At 61.3% G+C, this 20,353-nt stretch carries 15 protein-coding genes; 9 read left to right on the forward strand and 6 right to left on the reverse strand.

The genetic code is table 11. From position 1 onward, the window contains the following. Positions 1-300: 300 nt before the first annotated feature. Genes recC through recD form a run of 3 tightly spaced genes read left to right on the forward strand, consistent with a single transcriptional unit; the run spans position 301 to position 9,529 of the window. Entirely contained in the window at positions 301-3,750 is a 3,450-nt protein-coding gene (gene recC / locus KGB20_RS22875; protein ID WP_223533015.1) for an exodeoxyribonuclease V subunit gamma, read from the forward strand. After that, on the forward strand, positions 3,750-7,439 hold the full coding sequence (gene recB, locus KGB20_RS22880) for an exodeoxyribonuclease V subunit beta (RefSeq protein ID WP_154910470.1): 3,690 nt from the start codon (positions 3,750-3,752) through the stop codon (positions 7,437-7,439). The genes recC and recB overlap by 1 nt, the downstream gene beginning before the upstream one ends. After that, positions 7,436-9,529 carry an exodeoxyribonuclease V subunit alpha gene (gene recD / locus KGB20_RS22885; RefSeq protein ID WP_154910469.1) on the forward strand — a complete coding sequence of 698 codons (2,094 nt, stop codon included), beginning with the start codon at positions 7,436-7,438 and terminating at the stop codon, positions 9,527-9,529. The genes recB and recD overlap by 4 nt, the downstream gene beginning before the upstream one ends. Here recD and KGB20_RS22890 read toward each other — a convergent pair. Then, a complete protein-coding gene (locus KGB20_RS22890) occupies positions 9,526-10,473 on the reverse strand; it encodes a LysR family transcriptional regulator (RefSeq protein ID WP_150812867.1) in 948 nt (315 codons plus the stop codon). The two genes, recD and KGB20_RS22890, sit on opposite strands and share 4 nt — an antisense overlap. Positions 10,474-10,623: 150 nt before the next feature. Here KGB20_RS22890 and KGB20_RS22895 point away from each other — a divergent pair, with 150 nt between their 5' ends. Next, a complete protein-coding gene (locus tag KGB20_RS22895) occupies positions 10,624-12,150 on the forward strand; it encodes a CoA-acylating methylmalonate-semialdehyde dehydrogenase (RefSeq protein WP_057716519.1) in 1,527 nt (508 codons plus the stop codon). Between the two features lie 10 nt (positions 12,151-12,160). After that, positions 12,161-13,048: a 3-hydroxyisobutyrate dehydrogenase gene (mmsB, locus tag KGB20_RS22900; RefSeq protein ID WP_057716518.1), complete on the forward strand. Its 888-nt coding sequence runs from the start codon at positions 12,161-12,163 to the stop codon at positions 13,046-13,048. Positions 13,049-13,221: 173 nt separating this feature from the next. Here mmsB and KGB20_RS22905 read toward each other — a convergent pair whose 3' ends face one another. The 4 genes from KGB20_RS22905 to KGB20_RS22920 form a co-directional block, all read right to left on the reverse strand. Continuing rightward, positions 13,222-13,566 carry a cupin domain-containing protein gene (locus tag KGB20_RS22905; RefSeq protein WP_007988984.1) on the reverse strand — a complete coding sequence of 115 codons (345 nt, stop codon included), beginning with the start codon at positions 13,564-13,566 and terminating at the stop codon, positions 13,222-13,224. A gap of 106 nt (positions 13,567-13,672) precedes the next feature. Next, the gene (locus KGB20_RS22910; RefSeq protein ID WP_150812863.1) at positions 13,673-14,044 is read right to left on the reverse strand and encodes a MerR family transcriptional regulator; all 372 of its coding nucleotides are present in this window, start codon (positions 14,042-14,044) and stop codon (positions 13,673-13,675) included. Between the two features lie 49 nt (positions 14,045-14,093). Further along, positions 14,094-14,672, reverse strand: a complete 579-nt coding sequence (locus tag KGB20_RS22915; RefSeq protein WP_150812862.1) for an NAD(P)H-dependent oxidoreductase — start codon at positions 14,670-14,672, stop codon at positions 14,094-14,096. A 42-nt stretch (positions 14,673-14,714) separates the two neighbouring features. Continuing rightward, positions 14,715-15,599, reverse strand: coding sequence for a LysR family transcriptional regulator (locus KGB20_RS22920; protein WP_150812861.1), 885 nt, complete (start codon positions 15,597-15,599; stop codon positions 14,715-14,717). Positions 15,600-15,824: 225 nt separating this feature from the next. Between KGB20_RS22920 and KGB20_RS22925 the strand changes: the two genes are divergently transcribed. Then, positions 15,825-16,589 carry a sulfite exporter TauE/SafE family protein gene (locus KGB20_RS22925; protein ID WP_150812860.1) on the forward strand — a complete coding sequence of 255 codons (765 nt, stop codon included), beginning with the start codon at positions 15,825-15,827 and terminating at the stop codon, positions 16,587-16,589. Here KGB20_RS22925 and KGB20_RS22930 read toward each other — a convergent pair. Further along, positions 16,579-16,893, reverse strand: a complete 315-nt coding sequence (locus KGB20_RS22930; RefSeq protein ID WP_150812859.1) for a putative quinol monooxygenase — start codon at positions 16,891-16,893, stop codon at positions 16,579-16,581. The genes KGB20_RS22925 and KGB20_RS22930 overlap by 11 nt on opposite strands. A 162-nt stretch (positions 16,894-17,055) precedes the next feature. On the opposite strand from KGB20_RS22930, the gene KGB20_RS22935 reads away from it, so the two are divergent. The 3 genes from KGB20_RS22935 to KGB20_RS22945 all read left to right on the forward strand — a co-directional run bounded on the left by KGB20_RS22935 (position 17,056) and on the right by KGB20_RS22945 (position 20,312). Next, positions 17,056-17,646 (forward strand): NAD(P)H-dependent oxidoreductase, encoded by a 591-nt coding sequence (locus tag KGB20_RS22935; protein WP_102669005.1) that lies wholly within the window; start codon positions 17,056-17,058, stop codon positions 17,644-17,646. A 66-nt stretch (positions 17,647-17,712) separates the two neighbouring features. Beyond that, on the forward strand, positions 17,713-18,624 hold the full coding sequence (locus tag KGB20_RS22940; protein ID WP_154910468.1) for a LysR family transcriptional regulator: 912 nt from the start codon (positions 17,713-17,715) through the stop codon (positions 18,622-18,624). Positions 18,625-18,866: 242 nt separating this feature from the next. After that, on the forward strand, positions 18,867-20,312 hold the full coding sequence (locus KGB20_RS22945) for a SulP family inorganic anion transporter (protein WP_154910467.1): 1,446 nt from the start codon (positions 18,867-18,869) through the stop codon (positions 20,310-20,312). The last annotated feature ends 41 nt before the right edge of the window (positions 20,313-20,353 follow it).

Genomic DNA, 20,353 nt, shown 5'->3' on the forward strand with positions numbered 1-20,353 from the left:
TCCCGAACTCAGCAGTGAAACGATGCATCGCCGATGGTAGTGTGGGGTTTCCCCATGTGAGAGTAGGTCATCGTCAAGATTAAATTCCGAAACCCCTATCTGCGTATGCAGGTAGGGGTTTTGTTTTTGGCCGCCGTGTAGTCGCGAGCTCGCTCGCGAAAAACCCGCGAGCGCTGCGGGGTGTCAGGTTTCCCGCGTCATCGTTAGCGTCCATCGCGAGCAGGCTCGCTCCTACAATGAAGCCAATCGCCTTCAATGCTAAAGTCGTCCCTCGAATTTGTATTATCCAAGGAAGCCTTTATGCCGGACGCGACGTCCCTCAGTGCTGGTTTTATGGTCGTTCACGGCAACCGCCTGGACGAGTTGCGCAGCCTGGTGGTCAGCTGGATGCGACGTTACCCGCTGGCTCCCCTGGAGAACGAAATCGCGTTGGTGCAAAGCAATGGCATTGCCCAATGGCTGAAGCTGGCACTGGCGGAAGACTCTGAAGAAGACGACATGGGAGGCTGCGGCATCGCTGCCGCCATCGACGTGCAGTTGCCCGGCAGCTTCATGTGGCAGCTCTATCGCATGGTCCTTGGCCGTGACGAAATTCCGGTCAAGTCCCTGCTCGATAAAGCCCCACTGACCTGGCGTCTGATGCGCCTGCTGCCGCAGTTGATCAATCAGCCGCACTTCGAACCGCTGCAGCGTTTCCTGACCCATGACACCGATCTGCGCAAGCGCTATCAATTGGCTGAGCGTCTGGCGGATCTGTTCGACCAATACCAGGTGTACCGAGCCGACTGGCTCGAAGACTGGGCGGAAGGTCGCCATCAAACAAGAAACGCCAGGGGTGAAGCCAAACCCCTGACACCGGCCAATTGTTGGCAGGCAGAGCTATGGCGCGCACTCTTGCTGGATGTGGGAGAAGAAGGCATGGCGCAAAGCCGTGCCGGTGTCCATCAGCGATTTGTCGAGCGTATCAACCATCTCGAAGCGGCCCCCAAGGGGTTACCCTCGCGAGTGATCGTTTTCGGGATTTCTTCGCTGCCTGCACAAGCCCTGGAAGCACTGGCGGGACTGGCACGATTCAGTCAGGTTTTGCTGTGCGTGCATAACCCGTGTCGTCACCATTGGGCGGACATCGTCGCCGATAAAGACCTGTTGCGGCATCAATACAAGCGTCAGGCCCGCAAAAGCGGCATGCCGGTAGTGATCGATCCGCAAACCCTGCATCAGCATGCTCACCCGTTGCTGGCCGCATGGGGCAAGCAGGGGCGGGACTATATCAACCTGCTCGACAGTTATGACGATCCCAACAGCTATCGTTCGGCATTCCGCGACGGGCGCATCGACCTGTTCAGTGACGGTCAGCCGCTGAATGTGCTCAACCAGTTGCAGGATGACATCCTCGAGTTGCGCCCCCTCAACGAGACTCGGGAGCGTTGGCCGGCTATCGATCTGCAGCAGGACGAATCGATCCGTTTTCACATCGCCCATAGCGCCCAGCGAGAAGTCGAGATCCTCCACGATCAACTGCTCGCGCGCTTCAGCGCCGACCCGACATTGCGGCCCCGAGACATCATCGTGATGGTCCCGGACATCGACAGCTACGCACCGCATATTCGTGCCGTGTTTGGTCAGCTTGACCGCCAGGATCCTCGCTTCATTCCGTTTACCCTGGCTGACCAGGGCCAGCGTGGTCGCGATCCATTGCTGATTGCTGTCGAGCACCTGCTCAAGCTGCCTGACAGCCGATTCCCCGTCAGTGAGATTCTCGATCTGCTGGACGTCCCGGCACTGCGTGCTCGCTTTGGTGTCGAGGAGCGTGACCTGCCGACGCTGCACCGTTGGATCGAAGGTGCCGGCATTCGCTGGGGCATGAATGCCGAGCAACGTGCCGGGCTCGGGCTACCCAACGAACTGGAGCAAAACAGCTGGCGCTTCGGATTGCGACGAATGTTGCTCGGTTATGCCGTGGGCAGCGCAGATGCTTATGAGGGGATCGAGCCCTACGACGAGATCGGTGGTCTGGACGCTGCGCTCATCGGTCCGCTGGTTGCGTTGCTGGACGCGCTGGAAGTGGCTCACCACGAGCTCTCTCAGCCGGCATCGCCAGGGCAATGGGGCTTGCGCTTGCAGGCGTTGGTGCAGTTGTTCTTCCTTGCTGGTAACGAACACGATGACTACTTGCTGGCCCAGCTCGAAGAGCTGCGTGAGACCTGGCTCGAGACCTGCGAATCCGTCGGGTTACAGGATGAATTGCCGCTGACCGTCGTCCGTGAAGCCTGGCTTGCAGGTCTGGATCAGGGGCGTTTGTCCCAACGTTTTCTGGCTGGTGCGGTCAACTTCTGCACCTTGATGCCCATGCGCGCTATCCCGTTCAAACTGGTGTGCCTGCTGGGCATGAATGACGGCGATTATCCGCGCGCGCAACCGCCGCTGGATTTCGATCTGATGGGCAGTGATTACCGTCCGGGTGACCGCTCCCGGCGCGAAGATGACCGTTACCTGTTACTGGAAGCCTTGTTGTCGGCACGGGACCAGCTCTACATCAGTTGGGTGGGTCGCAGCATCCGCGATAACAGCGAGCGGCCTGCCTCGGTGCTGATCGGCCAGTTGCGTGACCACTTGGCCAGCGGTTGGCGAATGCTGCAACGCGACGAGGATCTGCTGGAAGCCATGACCCGGGAACACCCATTGCAACCCTTCAGTGCTCGCTACTTTCACGATGGGGATGAGTCGTTCAGCTACGCCACCGAATGGCAGGTCCTTCATCAAGCGGCAGAGCAACAGGCAAGTGCCGAAGTGCTCGGGCCCCACGTTCAGGACGAACCACTGAGTCTCGGTCAACTGCAGGATTTCCTGCGCAATCCGGTACGGCACTTTTTCAGCCAGCGACTGAAGGTCTTCTTCGAGGCGGCAGAAGTGCCGTTTGCCGATGAAGAACCCTTTGTCCTGGATGCGTTGCAGCGTTACAGCCTCAGCGACCGTTTGCTCGAAGCGGCGCTGGCAGATCCTGGAAATACCGGGCAGGCACTGGAGGATCAGGCGAAGCGTTTGCAGAACAGCGGGCTGCTGCCGATGGCCGGATTCGGTGAGTGCCTGCAACGTGAGTTGATCGAGCCATTGCCTGACTTGCTGCAACGCCACCAACAGCTCCTGGCGTTGTGGCCAACACCCCTCAGCAGCGCGTTGCCTGTCAGTCTTGAGCTGCAAGGCCTGCACATCGAGGGCTGGCTCGGCGGCCTGCATCAGCGTGCTGATGGTGGTTTGTTGTCTGTCACAACGATCCCCAACAGCATCGGCTCGATCAAGGCGCGCAAATGGCATCGACTGACACGCCCTTGGGTCAATCATCTGATGGCTTGTGCCAGTGGCATGGCGTTGACCACCGCATTGGTGGCCAGCGACGACAGCCTGTTGCTCGGTCCGCTGGACCAGTCCACGGCGCGGAAAATTCTCGGTGATCTGTTGATGGCCTGGCAGTCGGGGATGCGCCAGCCTCTGCCGATCGCGGTCAAGACCGCCTTCGCGTGGCTGGGGCAAACCGACCCGGTCAAGGCCGAGGCCGCTGCGCGCAAGGCCTATGAAGGCGACGGGCAGACGACGGACGGGGAGCGGCGTGAAAGCCCGGCACTGGCGCGCCAATTCGCCGATTACGCTGCCTTGGTCGCCGACGAGACGTTCCCCCAGTGGTGTGACGCGCTCTATCGTCCGCTTCTAGAAGCGCCCTGGCGTTCCCTGTCCAGCGAGGAGTCGCGCTGATGAGCTCGAAGACACCTCTGGCCCTGGCGTTCCCGCTGCGCGGCAGTCAACTGATCGAAGCCAGCGCCGGGACCGGCAAGACGTTCACCATTTCCGCGTTGTACCTGCGTCTGGTGCTTGGCAACGGCGGGGAGGACAGTGGTTTCGGGCGTGAGCTGTTGCCGCCGCAGATCCTCGTCGTGACGTTCACCGACGCCGCTACCAAAGAGCTGCGCGAACGCATTCGCACGCGGCTCGCCGAGGCTGCACGCTTTTTTCGCGATGAAACACCAGCCCCCGACAGCCTGATTGCCGAGTTGCGTGATCAGTACTTGCCCGAGCAATGGCCCGGATGCGCAAACCGCCTGGATATCGCCGCCCAGTGGATGGACGAGGCGGCGGTGTCGACCATCCACAGTTGGTGCCAGCGCATGTTGCGCGAGCATGCATTCGACAGCGGCAGCCTGTTTACCCAGACCCTGGAAACCGACCACAGCGACTTGCTGGGGGAAGTCCTGCGCGATTACTGGCGGCTGTTCTGCTACCCGATGCAAGGTGACGCCTTGAATTGGGTGCGCAGCAATTGGGGCGGACCGGCGGCGCTGCTGCCGCGGATTCGTGCACTGTTCGCCAGCGAGCGGGATACCCTTGAAGGGAAAGAACCCGCCGAAGTGATTTCGCAATGCTTGCAAGAGCGAAGGGCGGCCCTGATCGAACTCAAGAAGCCCTGGCTGCAGTGGGCGGACGAGTTGCTTGCGATCTGTCACCAGGGCGTTGCCGGCAAGGCTGTCGACGGTCGCAAGATGCAGGCACGCTATTTCGAGCCCTGGTTTGAAAAGATCAAAGCCTGGGCCGAGGACGAATCCCTCGAGCAACTGGATATCGGCACTGGTTTTACTCGGTTGACCCCGGATGGCATGGCCGAAGCCTGGAAGGGAGAAGCGCCTCGACATCCGGGGCTGGATGCGATGGCCGGGCTCAAGACCTGTCTCGATGGGTTGCCGACACCTGATGCCGCCGTACTGCAACATGCGGCTCGCTGGGTCGGGGCGCGATTCGAGGAAGAGAAGCGCCGCCGTGCGGAAATGGGTTTCGACGACATGTTGCTGCGTCTTGATGCGGCCTTGCAGTCCGATGGCGGCGAGCGACTGGTAACCCTGATTCGCGAGCAGTTTCCGGTGGCACTGATCGATGAATTCCAGGACACCGACCCGGTGCAATACCGGATCTTCGAGAGCATCTACCGCATTGAAGAGAACAGCCCCGAGTGCGGTCTGTTCCTGATCGGCGACCCGAAACAGGCGATCTACGCTTTTCGCGGCGCCGACATCCATACCTACTTGCGCGCCCGCCAGGCCACCACTGGCCGCCTGCACACCCTGGGCACCAACTTCCGCTCAAGCCATGGCATGGTCAACGCGGTGAACCATGTGTTCGCGCGCGCCGAAGCCCGTGAGTCAGGACGCGGCGCGTTCCTCTTTCGGGAGAAGAATGGCGACAACCCGGTTCCGTTCACGCCGGTTGCCTCCCAGGGCCGCAAAGAAGTCTTGCGCATCAATGACCAGGCAATCCCTGCCTTGAACATCTGGCACTTGTCGGCCGAACAACCGTTGTCCGGTGCGGTGTACCGGCAACATCTGGCGGCTGCCTGCGCCAGTGAAATCACGGCATTGCTCAATGGCGGGCAGCAGGGGCAAGCGGGATTCACCCAGGACGGCAAAGCCTTCAGGGGCCTGCTACCGGCGGACATCGCCATCCTGGTGCGCGATGGCAAGGAGGCGCAGGCGGTTCGTGCGCAATTGGCCGCCCGTGGTGTGCGCAGTGTTTACCTGTCGGACAAGGACTCGGTGTTCGCCGCCCAGGAGGCGCATGACGTGCTGACCTGGCTCAAGGCCTGCGCCGAGCCGGATGTCGAGCGACCGCTGCGGGCTGCCTTGGCCAGCATCACGTTGAACCTGTCGTTGACGGAACTGGAGCGTCTGAATCAGGACGAGTTGGCCTGGGAGTCCCGGGTCATGCAGTTCCGTGGCTATCGCGAAGTCTGGCGCAAGCAGGGCGTACTGCCGATGCTGCGACGCTTGCTGCACGACTTCCGTTTGCCCCAGGCTTTGATCGCCCGCAGTGACGGCGAACGCGTTTTGACCAACCTTCTGCACCTTTTCGAACTGCTGCAACAAGCCGCCGCTGAACTCGATGGCGAGCAAGCCTTGATCCGGCATTTGTCCGAGCATCTGGCGCTGTCCGGGCAGGCTGGCGAAGAGCAGATCCTGCGTCTGGAAAGTGATGAGCAATTGGTCAAGGTCGTGACCATCCACAAGTCCAAAGGCCTTGAATACCCCTTGGTGTTCCTGCCGTTCATTTGCTCGGCTAAGCCGGTGGATGGCAGTCGCCTGCCGCTGCACTACCACGATGAATCCGGCAATGCCCAGGTCACATTGAAGCCGACGGCAGAATTGATTGCCCTGGCTGACGATGAGCGTCTGGCCGAGGATCTGCGCTTGCTCTATGTCGCCCTGACCCGGGCGCAACACGCCTGCTGGCTGGGGGTGGCCGACCTCAAGCGCGGTAACAACAATGGCTCGGTGCTGCATCTGTCGGCATTGGGTTATCTATTGGGCGGCGGTGCGCCATTGGCCGAGGCCCCGGCGTTGCAGCGTTGGCTGCAGGATCTGCAACAGGACTGCCCGGCGCTGGCGTATGCCGAGATGCCTGAAGCAACAGCAGAGCATTATCAGCCACCACAAAACGATGCGGCGCTGCTGGTTCCGCGGGTTCCGAAACGCAAGGCCAGTGAAAACTGGTGGATCGCTTCCTACAGCGCGCTGCGCATTGGCGACACCCTGAGTGTCGGCACGGACGAGGCGCCGGAGAGCCCGCAGGCGCAAAAACTGTTCGATGACGAACGCCTCGATCCGCAGGCCCCCAGGGAGGTGGTTGCCGGTGGTGGCGATATCCATCGCTTCCCGCGCGGCCCGAATCCCGGCACCTTCCTCCATGGCCTGCTCGAATGGGCAGGGGGCGAGGGTTTTGATGCGGCACCACACGAGGTGATCGACGCCATTGCCCGTCGCTGCAACCGTCGAGGCTGGGAGGGCTGGATCAGCACCTTGAGTGACTGGCTGCAGCATCTGCTCAAGTCGCCGTTGCAACTGGGCGCCGGTCAGGCACCGGTGGTATTCGGCCAGTTGACGCAGTATCAGGTCGAGATGGAGTTCTGGTTCGCCAGCCATAAGGTCGATGTGCTCAAGCTCGATGCGCTGGTGTGCCAATACACCCATAACGGCGTGGCCCGGGTGGCCGCGGAACCGGTGTTGCTCAACGGTATGTTCAAGGGCTTCATCGACCTGACGTTCGAACATGACGGCCGCTATTACGTTGCCGACTACAAATCCAACTGGCTCGGCGTCGATGATGCGGCCTATACCGCGCAGGCCATGGAACAATCGATTCTCGACAACCGTTATGACCTGCAATACGTGTTGTACCTGTTGGCCCTGCACCGCCAGCTCAAGGCGCGGCTCGCCGATTACGACTACGACCGGCATGTCGGCGGTGCGTTGTACCTGTTTTTGCGCGGTACGCGCGCGGCCAGCCAGGGTGTGTTTTTCGCCCGCCCGCCAAGAGAACTGATCGAGCGTCTGGACAGGTTGTTCCAGGGCAAGCCAGAGCCCAAGGCCGAACCCGCTTGGGAACAGGGAGTACTGTTATGAGTCGCACATTCGCCGATTTGTTGCCCACATCGCTGGCAGCCGAAAGCCTGGTCGATCTGGCGCCGCTGAGTCGTGCCGACGACTTGCTGTTGTTGCTCACGCGTTGGGTCGAGCGTGGCTGGTTGCGTGCGCTGGACAAAGCCTTTGTGGCGTTTCTACATGAACTGGCACCGGAGGATGATCCGTTGGTGTTGCTGGCAGCCGCGCTGACCAGCCACCAGTTGGGTCACGGGCATGTCTGCCTCGACCTGTTCGAGACACTGAAAGAACCCGACTTCGCCCTGTCGCTGCCACCCGAAGGTGACGTGCAAGGCGGCGCGATGCTGTTGCCCTCGCAATTGCTGGGATCGCTGGACGGTGCTCATTGGTGCAAGGTGCTGGCCGCCAGCAACCTGGTCGCACTGGCCGCTGACAGTCGTGACAATGTGCGTGACCGGCCTTTGGTGTTATCGGGCAAACGCTTGTACCTGCGCCGCTATTGGGCCTACGAGCGGCGGATCGACCTTTCGTTGCGCGAGCGTTTGACGGAACACGAATCCACACCGATCGACTTGCTCCAGCGACTCACCGGGTTGTTTGGTCCTGCCCGACCTGGTGACGTGATCGACTGGCAGAAGCTGGCCTGCGCCCTGGCGACGCGCAGCGCCTTCAGCATCGTGACGGGGGGGCCGGGAACCGGCAAGACCACCACCGTCGTGCGCTTGCTGGCGTTGCTCCAGGCGCCGGCGGTCGAGGCCGGCATGCCCCTGCGCATTCGTCTCGCCGCACCGACCGGCAAGGCCGCGGCGCGTCTGACAGAATCCATCAGCCAGCAAGTCCGGACCTTGAAGGTCACGGAGGACGTTCGGGAAAAGATTCCGTCCGACGTCACCACCGTTCACCGCCTGCTCGGCAGCCGGCCCGGGACTCGTCATTTCCGGCACCACGCGGGCAATCGCCTGCCGCTGGATGTGTTGGTGGTGGACGAGGCCTCGATGATCGACCTGGAAATGATGGCCAACCTGCTCGACGCCTTGCCCGCCCATGCGCGCCTGGTGCTGTTGGGGGACAAGGATCAACTGGCTTCGGTAGAAGCCGGTGCGGTACTGGGGGATCTGTGTCGCGACGCCGAGGCTGGCTGGTACAGCCCGCAGACGCGTCAGTGGCTGGAAGCCGTCAGCGGCGAGAGTTTGCAGGCCAGTGGATTGCAGGAGGACACGCAGGGCGCTCATCCATTGGCCCAACAGGTCGTGATGTTGCGCCATTCCCGGCGATTCGGTGAGGGCAGTGGTATTGGCCAACTGGCTCGTTGGGTCAACCAGCAGCAACCCGAAGAAGCACGCAGGTTGTTGTCTGCGCGAAGCCATGACGATGTGTATGCCTTGTCCCTCAAGGGGGAGCAGGACCGTGCTCTGGAGCGCCTGCTGCTCGAAGGCCACGGTGAAGGGCCGCAGGGTTATCGGCACTACCTGAGCCTGCTGCGCAATCAGCGCCCGGCGCTCGATTGTCCGTTGGAAGATTCACGCTGGACCGACTGGGCCCGGGAGGTGTTGCAAGCCTTCGACGCGTTCCAGTTGTTATGTGCCGTGCGCAAGGGGCCGTGGGGTGTGGAGGGCTTGAACCAGCGAGTCACGGACGCCTTGCTAAGGGCACGCCTGATCGACAGTGACCAGCAGTGGTACGAAGGCCGTCCGGTTCTGATGACCCGCAATGACTACGGCCTGGGTTTGATGAACGGCGATATCGGCATCGCCCTCAAGCTTCCGGAGCGTGAGGGCCCCGAGGCCGGCAAGCAGGTTCTGCGTGTCGCCTTTCCGCGCAATGACGGCCAGGGTGGCGTGCGCTTTGTCCTGCCGAGCCGGCTCAATGACGTCGAAACCGTGTACGCCATGACCGTGCATAAATCCCAGGGCTCGGAATTTGCCCACACCGCGTTGATCCTCCCCGACGCCTTGAACCCCGTGCTGACCAAGGAACTGATCTACACCGGGATCACCCGGGCCAAGAACTGGTTCACCTTGATCGAGCCCCGCACAGGGGTGTTCGAAGAGGCGGTGAGGCGCAAGGTCAAGCGCTTGAGCGGGTTGATGCTGGGGCTCGGCGCCGACTAGTCGGCAAACAGCATCTCCCGGCTGTCACCCATCAGCAGTCCCTGATTGCGCTCGGTCACCTCGCGGATGTAATCCCACAACAGGGTGATCCGCTTGAGCTTCCTCAAATCCTCGCGGCAGTACATCCAGAACTGTCGGGTGATGTTGATTTCCTGCGGCAACACCGGCAGCAGGCGAGGGTCCTGAGTGGCGAGGAAGCACGGCAGGATCGCCAGTGAGCGTCCTTGCTGCGCGGCCACAAATTGCGCGATCACGCTGGTGCTGCGCAGGTTGGCGCTGGCGCCGGGCAATACGTTGGCCAGGTACAGCAGCTCCGAGCTGAACGCCAGGTCGTCGACGTAACTGATAAACGAATGTTTGGCCAAGTCTGCCGGTCGGCGGATCGGTGGGTGGTTGTCCAGATAGTCCTGGGTCGCGTACAGCTGCAATCGGTAGTCGCACAGTTTGCAGCAGACGTACGGTCCATGCTCCGGACGCTCCAGGGCGATGACGATGTCGGCCTCGCGCTTGGACAGGCTGATGAAGTGCGGCAGCGGCAGGATATCCACCGAGATCGCCGGGTAGGTGTCGACGAAGTGGCTCAGCTGCGGCGTGATGAAAAAGCTGCCGAAGCCTTCGGTGCAGCCCATGCGCACATGACCGGACAGCGCCACGCCGGACCCGGAAACCTGCTCGCACGCCATGTGCAAGGTACTTTCGATCGACTCGGCATACCCCATCAACCGCTGGCCTTCGGCGGTCAGGACAAAGCCGCTGGTCCGGGATTTTTCGAACAGCAATGTGCCCAGCGCCGTTTCCAGGGAACTGATGCGCCGCGACACCGTGGTGTAGTCCACCGCCAGGCGCTTGGCCGCGGTGCTGGCCTTGCGGGTGCGGGAGACTTCCAGGAAAAACTTGAGGTCGTCCCAGTTCAACGAGCCGAGGGAGGTGATGTTTTTTTGCATGTTGGACCGGTTTTTATGTGCGTTCTTATCAGAAGTTTGCACATCTATACTCCAAAAACAGCCCGTTAACCAATTCGCGGCGCATGCCTCTTCTCAAGGCGACTGTTTCGCCTTGGCTCCCAAGATAACAACAAAGATCTGGAGACCCACATGAACGTATCGCTCACGCCCAATGACACCACCGTGCAGAAGGTCAAACTGTTGATCGACGGCCAGTGGGTCGAATCCAAGACCACCGAATGGCACGACATCATCAACCCGGCGACCCAGCAGGTGCTGGCCAAGGTGCCGTTTGCCACCGCTGAAGAAGTCGATGCTGCCATCAGCGCCGCTCATCGTGCATTCCAGACCTGGAAGCTGACGCCTATCGGCGCGCGCATGCGCATCATGCTCAAGCTCCAGGCGCTGATTCGCGAACACTCCAAGCGCATCGCCGCCGTCCTCAGCGCCGAGCAGGGCAAGACCATTGCCGACGCCGAAGGCGATATTTTCCGTGGCCTGGAAGTGGTCGAGCACGCCTGTTCCATCGGCAGCCTGCAAATGGGCGAGTTCGCTGAAAACGTCGCCGGTGGCGTCGACACCTACACCCTGCGCCAGCCAATCGGCGTGTGCGCCGGCATTACCCCGTTCAACTTCCCGGCGATGATTCCACTGTGGATGTTCCCGATGGCCATCGCCTGCGGCAACACCTTCGTGCTCAAGCCGTCCGAACAGGACCCGATGTCGACCATGCTCCTGGTGGAGCTGGCGATCGAGGCGGGTATTCCGGCCGGTGTACTCAACGTCGTGCATGGCGGCAAGGATGTGGTCGACGGGCTCTGCACCCATAAAGATATCAAGGCGGTTTCCTTCGTCGGTTCAACCGCCGTCGGTACGCATGTCTACGACCTGGCCGGTAAACACGGCAAGCGCGTGCAATCGATGATGGGCGCCAAGAACCACGCCGTGGTGCTGCCGGATGCCAATCGCGAACAAGCGCTGAATGCGCTGGTGGGTGCCGGTTTCGGTGCCGCCGGTCAACGCTGCATGGCCACCTCGGTGGTGGTGCTGGTGGGCGCGGCCAAGCAATGGCTGCCGGATCTCAAGGCGCTGGCGCAAAAACTCAAGGTCAATGCCGGCAGCGAGCCGGGCACTGATGTTGGCCCTGTCATTTCGAAAAAGGCCAAGGCGCGGATACTCGACCTGATCGAGAGCGGCATCAAGGAAGGCGCGAAACTGGAGCTGGACGGTCGCGAGATCTCGGTTCCAGGTTACGAGAAAGGCAACTTTGTCGGCCCGACCCTGTTCTCCGGCGTGACCACCGACATGCAGATCTACACCCAGGAAATCTTCGGCCCGGTGCTGGTGGTGCTGGAGGTTAATACGCTCGACGAGGCCATCGCCCTGGTCAACGCCAACCCGTTCGGTAACGGCACGGGCCTGTTCACCCAGAGCGGCGCGGCGGCGCGTAAATTCCAGAACGAAATCGACGTCGGCCAGGTCGGCATCAACATCCCGATTCCGGTGCCGGTCCCGTTCTTCAGCTTCACCGGTTCGCGCGGTTCCAAGCTCGGCGACCTCGGCCCGTACGGCAAGCAAGTGGTGCAGTTCTACACTCAGACCAAGACCGTCACCAGTCGCTGGTTCGATGACGACAGCGTCAACGACGGTGTGAACACCACCATCAACCTGCGTTAAGGAGCCGGACATGAAAATCGCTTTTATCGGTCTGGGCAACATGGGCGCGCCGATGGCGCGCAACCTGATCAAGGCCGGCCATGCACTGCGCCTGGTGGACCTGAACAAGGCCGTGCTGGCGGAACTGGAACAACTGGGCGGCAGTATCAGTGCATCGGCCCGTGAAGCGGCAGAGGGCGCCGAACTGGTCATCACCATGCTGCCTGCCGCGGTGCATGTGCGCAGTGTGTGGCTGGGTGAAGACGGCGTGCTCGCCGGTATCGGCAAAGGTGTGCCGGCCGTGGATTGCAGCACCATCGATCCGCAGACCGCGCGGGACGTGGCCGCCGCCGCTGCCAAACAGGGCGTGGCCATGGCCGATGCACCGGTCTCTGGCGGCACCGGTGGCGCAGCCGCCGGGACACTGACTTTTATGGTCGGCGCCACCCCCGAACTGTTCGCCACCCTGCAACCGGTACTGGCGCAAATGGGCCGCAACATCGTCCATTGTGGTGAGGTCGGTACTGGGCAAATCGCTAAAATCTGCAACAACCTGCTGCTGGGGATTTCCATGGTCGGCGTCAGCGAAGCCATGGCGTTGGGCGATGCCCTGGGCATAGACACCAAGGTGCTGGCGGGCATCATCAACAGTTCCACCGGGCGTTGCTGGAGTTCGGAGATGTACAACCCGTGGCCGGGCATCGTTGAAACAGCGCCGGCGTCGCGCGGTTACACCGGTGGTTTCGGTGCCGAACTGATGCTCAAGGATCTGGGGCTGGCCACTGAGGCGGCGCGTCAGGCGCACCAGCCGGTGGTACTCGGCGCGGTGGCCCAGCAGTTGTATCAGGCGATGAGTTTGCGTGGGGAGGGTGGTCAGGACTTCTCGGCGATCATCAACGGTTATCGCAAGCCGCAATAGAAGGGCGGTGAAAAAACTGTGGGAGCGAGCTTGCTCGCGATGAGGTCGTTACAGTCGACATTGATGGTGATTGACCCACCGCAATCGCGAGCAAGCTCGCTCCCACAGGGACTGCATGTACCCAAAGATATTTACCGGGAGATCACGTCGGGTGATCCCCCGGTTTTTTTGTATCAGGCAAACACGAAATATTTGCGCACGGTTTCCACCACTTCCCAGGTGCCTTTCATTCCCGGTTCGATGACGAAAATGTCGCCGGCGCGCAGGTGGATCGGCGCCATGCCTTCCGGGGTGATGACGCAGTAGCCTTCCTGGAAATGGCAGTACTCCCACTTCACATATTCGACGTACCACTTGCCCGGCGTGCAGATCCAGGTGCCCATGATCTTGCTGCCGTCTTCACTCGTGTAGGCGTTGAGGTTGACGGTGTGCGGGTCGCCTTCGAGTTTTTCCCATTTGCAGGCGTCGAGCACGGGCAGCGGGTGGGTATCGCGAAGAACGGTAATCGGTGCGGTCATGATGACTCCGGGCAGTGGGCTCAAGAACTGAAGTCGCACCCTATAGCGCCTGCCCATCGTTCAGTTGTCTGTGCTCGACACTGAGCTGTCCAGAAACGCACAACTCTCAAGGACGGGTCAGCGGGCAGTCGAGCCTGGATTGTTCGAGGCTGTTCTCGAACTCGACCAATTGCGAGTGCTGTTGCGACAGCGCCGCTATCCGCTCGGCGATTTCCTGTTTTTTGCTGGCGATGATCTGGTGTGCCCGTCCCCATGGTAACTGCGGACCCTGATGTCCGGCGAAGACCGACTGCAGTTCCTTGAGCCTGAAACCCAACTGCTGGGCACATTTGATGAACATCAGCAGGTCGACGCTGTGCTGGTCATAGATGCGGTACTTGCCCTGGCGGCGAGCGGCAGGCAGCAGGCCAATCGACTCGTAATGACGGATGCTTTTGACCGTGGTTCCGGAACGTTGCGCGGCTTGGCCGATGTACATGGGAAGGTCCTTTTCTCCGAGGGTAAAGCTCGGCGCATTATCGACCGACTCAAGCGCTGGCGATAGCTTCGGCTTGCCGCAACCAGGCTGCATGCCGGTCTGCGCTGGCGCCGAGAATTGGCCCGAAGGTGAGGGTTCGGGTTGGCTTGATGCCACAGAATTCCAGCGTGGTTTTACGGACCTGATGCAAACCGGGCATGCGGTAGATCCATCGGTAGTACCAGGGCGGTGTGTCCATGGTCACCAGCAGGTGGGCGGTTCGGCCGCGCAGGAGTTTGTCGGGGAAGGCTTTGCCCTGGCGATACTTGAAGGCAAAACCCGGCAAGAACACCCGGTCGAAAAAGCCCTTGAGCAAGGCCGGTACGCCACCCCACCAGATCGGATAAACCAGCGTCAGCTGTTCGGCCCACAGGATATCGGCCTGGGCATTACTCAAGTCGGCCTCCAGCGGCTGGACCTGTTGATAGCCTTCGCGCAGCACCGGGTCAAAATCCATGCTGCCCAGAAACAATTGACGCACTTCATGCCCGGCGCGCACTGCCGAAAGTGTGTAGCGCTCCGCAAGGGCGGCGCAGAAGCTGTTGCCGGACGGATGCCCGAGTATCACCAGTATTCGTTTACCCATCATCGCTGTCCTTGAAGATCAAACCTCAAGGATAAAGTCTGCCCCTCAGGGGAGAGTCAAGGCGTGCAGCAGGGCCTTGGCATAACCGGGTAATGCGGCGAAGTCCCGGGCACAGAGCAGCAGTTTGCGTTGGCCCCAGGGTTCTTGCAGGGCGAGGCTTTTGAAGGGTAGTCCGGCGGACCCGCGTTCGACCGCGGCCAGCGGCACGATTGCCAGTCCCGCCCCTCGGGCGACCATGCGCATCACGCCATCGAAACCGTCGGCGCGGATACGAATCTGCATGCGCAGGCCGGCGTGCAGTGCCTGCTCTTCCAGGTACACCGCCAGCGCGCTGTTGGCATTCAGGCCAACGTAGTCGTGATGCAACGTGTCGGTGAAGCTTACTGAGGTCGCATGAGACAAGGGATGTTCCCGGGGCATGATCAGCACCAGCGGATCATCGCGAAACGCTCGGGTCTGCAGGTCATCGGTGTCCACCGCGTCGGAAACGATGCCCAGGTCCGCCGCACCCTGGCGCAAGGCGTGGGTGATGCGGGTGCTGGGCAGTTCCTGCAAGTCGATGTCGAGGTTGGGATGGCTATGCAGGAAATCCGCGAGCAGCTCTGGCAGGTACTCGGTGATCGCCGTGGTGTTGCACAGCAGCCGCACCTGGCCTTTGACGCCCTGGGCGTATTCGGCCAGTTCCTGTTGCAGGCGTTCGGCCTGTTGCAGCAGAACCCGGGCGTGTCGGGCCAGGGCATTGCCGGCCGGCGTCGGGCTGACCCCACGACGATTGCGCTGAAGAAACTCGACGCCCAGCGACGCCTCCATGGCGCGAATTCGCGCGCTGGCCGCTGCCAGGGACAAATGACTGCGCGCGGCACCGGCGGTGATGTTGCCGGTGTCGAGGATGTTCAGGTACAGGCGCAGGTCGGTCAGGTCGAAGTGCATTGCGGCAACCTCTGGATGTGTGTTGTCTGGGAGGGCGCCATCGCGAGCAAGCTCGCTCCCACAGTGGATCGCATTTCTTCTGCGAGAACTCGGTCTCCTGTGGGAGCGGGCTTGCCCGCGAAGAGGCCAGTCGCTTCAGCAAAATACTCAGCCTCTGTCTAAGCAAGAGGCAGCCTCAGTATATGGCAGATTTTCAATCAACTCCCGCGGGCTCACCATGGCCCCATGAATACACTCTCGGCGTTCTATCAGCATCTCGGCTTGGCCCTTTCGCTGCTGGTCATCGGCACCTTTGTGCTGGCCGGCATGATCAAGGGCGTGATCGGCCTCGGCCTGCCGACCGTTGCCATGGGCCTGCTCGGTCTGGCTATGGCGCCGACGCAGGCTGCGGCGCTGCTGATCATTCCGGCGACCCTGACCAACATTTGGCAACTGGCATTCGGCGGGCATCTGTCGGCGCTGGCCAAGCGGTTGTGGCCGATGTTGCTGGCGATTTTCATCGGCACCGGGGCAGGCACGCTGTGGGTCGGCATGAGCGGTGGCCATTGGGTGGTGCGGGGGTTGGGCGCGGCATTGTTGCTGTATGCGCTCAGCGGTTTGTTCCTGCCGACTGTGCGCGTAGGGCGGCGCAGCGAACGCTGGCTCGGTCCACTGTGCGGAGTGCTGACCGGCGTCATCACGTCGGCCACCGGCGTGTTCGTGATTCCGGCGGTGCCCTATCTGCAAGCGCTGGGCTTGAGCAAGGATCAGCTGGTGCAAGCGCTGGGCCTGTCGTTCACCGTCTCGACCCTGGCCCTGGCCGGTGGTTTGCTATGGCGCGGCGCGCTCGGCGGGGGCGAATTGAGCGCATCGCTGTTGGCGCTGATCCCGGCCATGCTCGGCATGTGGCTGGGGCAATCGCTGCGCCAGCGGATCAGTGCCCTGTGGTTCAAGCGCGTGTTCTTCGTTGGCCTGGGGGTGCTCGGCGGCCATTTGCTGATCAGCGGCTAGCGGACGACGGACTGATCATGTCGATGGCGCGGATCTCGAAATCCCGTTCCAGGTATTCATCGCGCTGCTCGAGGAACTGCTTCATGTGCGGCAGGTTCGAGTGCACATCGAGGTGGGCCTGGGATTGCCAGATCTCGTAGAAGATGAACAGGGTCGGGTCCTGTTTGTCGCGCAGCATGTGGTACTCGATGCAACCGGGTTCGGCTCGGCTCGCTTGCACGTAGCCGCTGAAAAACACTTCAAAGGCGTCGGATTTTTCCGGACGGGTCTTGGCGTGCAGGATGAATCCCTGGATTTCACTCATCTACATCTCTCCTCAAGTCAGAACTGGTGCCAGTTTAAGGCAACAATCGCCTGCTGATTCGTGCTTGTAGGTCAAATGAATTTTGCCAAATCGACGCTTACTCCGCGTGAGGTCGATCGGTACTCTGCCGCCATCCGATTCCCGACCTTCCCGAGACCTCCCATGAAAAAAGTCCTTTTACTCAATGGCGGCAAAAAATTTGCACACTCCGACGGCCGCTACAACGCCACCCTGCATGAAGCCGCGTTGAGCGTGTTGGATCGCGGCGGTATGGATGTCAAAACCACTTTCATCGACGAGGGCTACGACGTCGCCGAAGAAGTGGCCAAGTTCCTCTGGGCCGACGTGATCATTTACCAGATGCCCGGCTGGTGGATGGGCGCGCCGTGGACCGTGAAAAAGTACATTGATGAAGTCTTCACCGAAGGCCATGGCAGCCTCTATGCCAGCGACGGTCGCACCCGTTCGGACGCGTCGCAGAAGTACGGCAGCGGCGGCCTGATTCACGGCAAGCAATACATGTTGTCGCTGACCTGGAACGCCCCGCAGCAGGCCTTCGACGACCCGACCGATTTCTTCGAAGCCAAAGGCGTGGACGCGGTGTACTTCCCGTTCCACAAGGCCAACGAGTTCCTGGGCATGACCGGTTTGCCGACGTTCCTGTGCGTGGACGTGATGAAACGCCCGAACATCGAAGGCGACGTGGCACGCTATGAGCAGCATTTGGCAGAGGTGTTTGGCCTCAAGGCGTAGTGCTCGGCTACTATCCGATGCAACGGCCAGGAAGATCGCCGCGCCGACTCGCAAAAGAGGACACACGTGAAAGCCAGATCCGATGAGTTGCAGGTTTTCGTCTGCGTGATTGAATGCGGGTCGATTTCTGCGGCGGCCGAGCAGGTCGGGCAAACGCCTTCGGCGGTCAGTCGTACGCTGTCGCGGCTGGAGGCCAAGCTCGACACCACGTTGATCAACCGCACCACGCGGCGCATGGACCTGACCGAAGAGGGCAAATACTTCTTCGAACACGCCAAGCGGATTCTCGATCAGATGGATGAGCTCGAAGAGCGCCTGTCCTCACGCCAGCAAACACCGTCCGGGCGGCTGCGGATCAACGCGGCATCACCTTTCATGCTGCACGCCATCGTGCCCTACATCGATGAATTCCGCAGGCTTTACCCCGACATCCAACTCGAACTCAACAGCAACGATTTGATCATCGACCTGCTGGAGCAGAGTACCGACATCGCCATTCGCATTGGCACCCTGACCGACTCGACGCTGCATGCCCGCTCCCTGGGTTGCAGCCCGCTGCACATCGTCGCCAGCCCGGCGTACCTGGAAAAATACGGCACACCGCAAGCCGTGGCTGACCTGGCGCACCATACGCTGCTGGGGTTCACCCAGAACGAAGGCCTCAACCAATGGCCGCTGCGTTATGTGCATGGCGATCGCTGGCCGATCCAGGCGTCGATCAGTGCTTCCAGCGGCGAAACCATCCGCCATCTCGCACTGGACGGGCAAGGCATCGCCAGCCTGTCGCATTTCATGACCATCGAAGACATTCGTGCCGGACGCTTGAAGGTGTTGCTGGCCGAGTTCAATAGCGGTTATCGCCAGCCGATCAACGCGGTGTACTACCGCAACTCGCAACTGGCCCTGCGCATTCAGTGCTTCCTTGACTTCATCCAGGGCAAGTTGGCCGATTATGCGAGCGCAAACTTCAAGGGTTGATTCGTGATTGCTGCGCAATGACGAGAGGGGCTGAGCTCGCTTTAGACCGCGTCATCGTTCTTCGCGGGCAAGCCGCGCTCCCACAGGTACTGTGTTGTTCGCCCTTTTCGTGAATGACGCAAAACCTGTGGGAGCGAGCTTGCTCGCGATGGCGTTTGCGCAGGCACAACAACTGGTCGGTCTGACTGCATTTCCGTAACATCCGCACACTCTTTTTCGTCTCTCCCTGTGTGCGGTTCCCAATGAAAGCAAAACGTCTACGTGCCGATGTCCTGGCCGGACTTACCACTTCCTTCGCCCTGTTGCCCGAGTGCATCGCTTTCGCGCTGGTGGCCCATCTCAATCCGTTGATGGGGCTCTATGGCGCGTTCATCATCTGCACCCTGACCGCGCTGTTCGGTGGGCGACCGGGCATGGTGTCCGGCGCGGCAGGCTCGATGGCCGTGGTGATCGTCGCGCTGGTGGTGCAACACGGTGTGCAGTATCTGCTGGCCACGGTGTTGCTGGGCGGGTTGATCATGATCGCGTTCGGGCTGCTCAAGCTCGGCAAGCTGGTGCGCATGGTGCCGTACCCGGTGATGCTCGGTTTCGTCAACGGCCTGGCGATCGTCATTGCCCTGGCGCAACTGGAGCACTTCAAGAACGGTGAGGCCTGGTTGAGCGGTACGCCGCTGTACATGATGCTCGGGCTGGTCGCGGTGACCATGGCCGTTGTCTATGTGATGCCGCGCCTGACCCGTACGGTGCCGCCGGCGCTGGTGGCGATTCTCGGCGTGGGCCTGGCGGTGTATCTGCTTGGCCTGCCGACCCGAACCCTGGGCGACATGGCGCACATTGCCGGTGGCTTGCCGACGCTGGCGCTGCCGGACATTGCGTGGAACCTGGACACCCTGCGCATCATCGCGCCCTACGCGATCGTGATGGCGCTGGTCGGGTTGCTGGAAACCCTGTTGACCCTGAACCTCACCGACGAATTCACCGAGAGCCGTGGTTACCCGGATCGCGAGTGCGTGGCGCTGGGGGCGGCGAATCTGGTGTCCGGTGCGTTCGGCGGCATGGGCGGGTGCGCCATGATCGGCCAGACCGTGATCAACCTCAGCTCCGGCGGTCGCGGGCGTTTGTCCGGGGTGGTGGCGGGGGTGTCGATCCTGTTGTTCATCCTGTTTCTGTCGCCGCTTATCGAGCGCATTCCGCTGGCCGCGCTGGTGGGGGTGATGTTCGTGGTGTCGCAACAGACCTTCGCCTGGGCTTCGTTGCGGGTGCTGAACAAGGTGCCGTTGAACGACGTGCTGGTGATCATCGCGGTGACGGTGATTACTGTTTTCACCGATCTGGCAATGGCAGTGCTCTGCGGGATCATCATCGCGGCGCTCAATTTCGCCTGGCAGCAGGCCCGGCAGCTGTACGCCGACAGTCATCTGGAAACCGACGGCAGCAAGCTGTACCGGGTGCATGGCACGCTGTTCTTCGCCTCGACGACACCCTTCCTCAATCAGTTCGACCCGGCCAATGACCCGGCGCAAGTGACCCTGGATTGCCAGCACCTGAGCTTTGTCGACTACTCGGCCATCGCTGCACTGGGCACCTTGCGCGAGCGCTATGCCAAGGCCGGCAAGCATCTGCGGGTGCTGCATTTGTCCGAGCGTTGCAAGAAATTGCTCAAGCGTGCCCGGATGCAGCACGACTGAAATCAAACAGGCAGGCGCGATGAAAATCCGCCTGCCTGATT

Origin of the sequence: Pseudomonas sp. BF-R-30 (genome assembly GCF_019956175.1) — a bacterium.
Lineage (GTDB): Bacteria > Pseudomonadota > Gammaproteobacteria > Pseudomonadales > Pseudomonadaceae > Aquipseudomonas > Aquipseudomonas jessenii.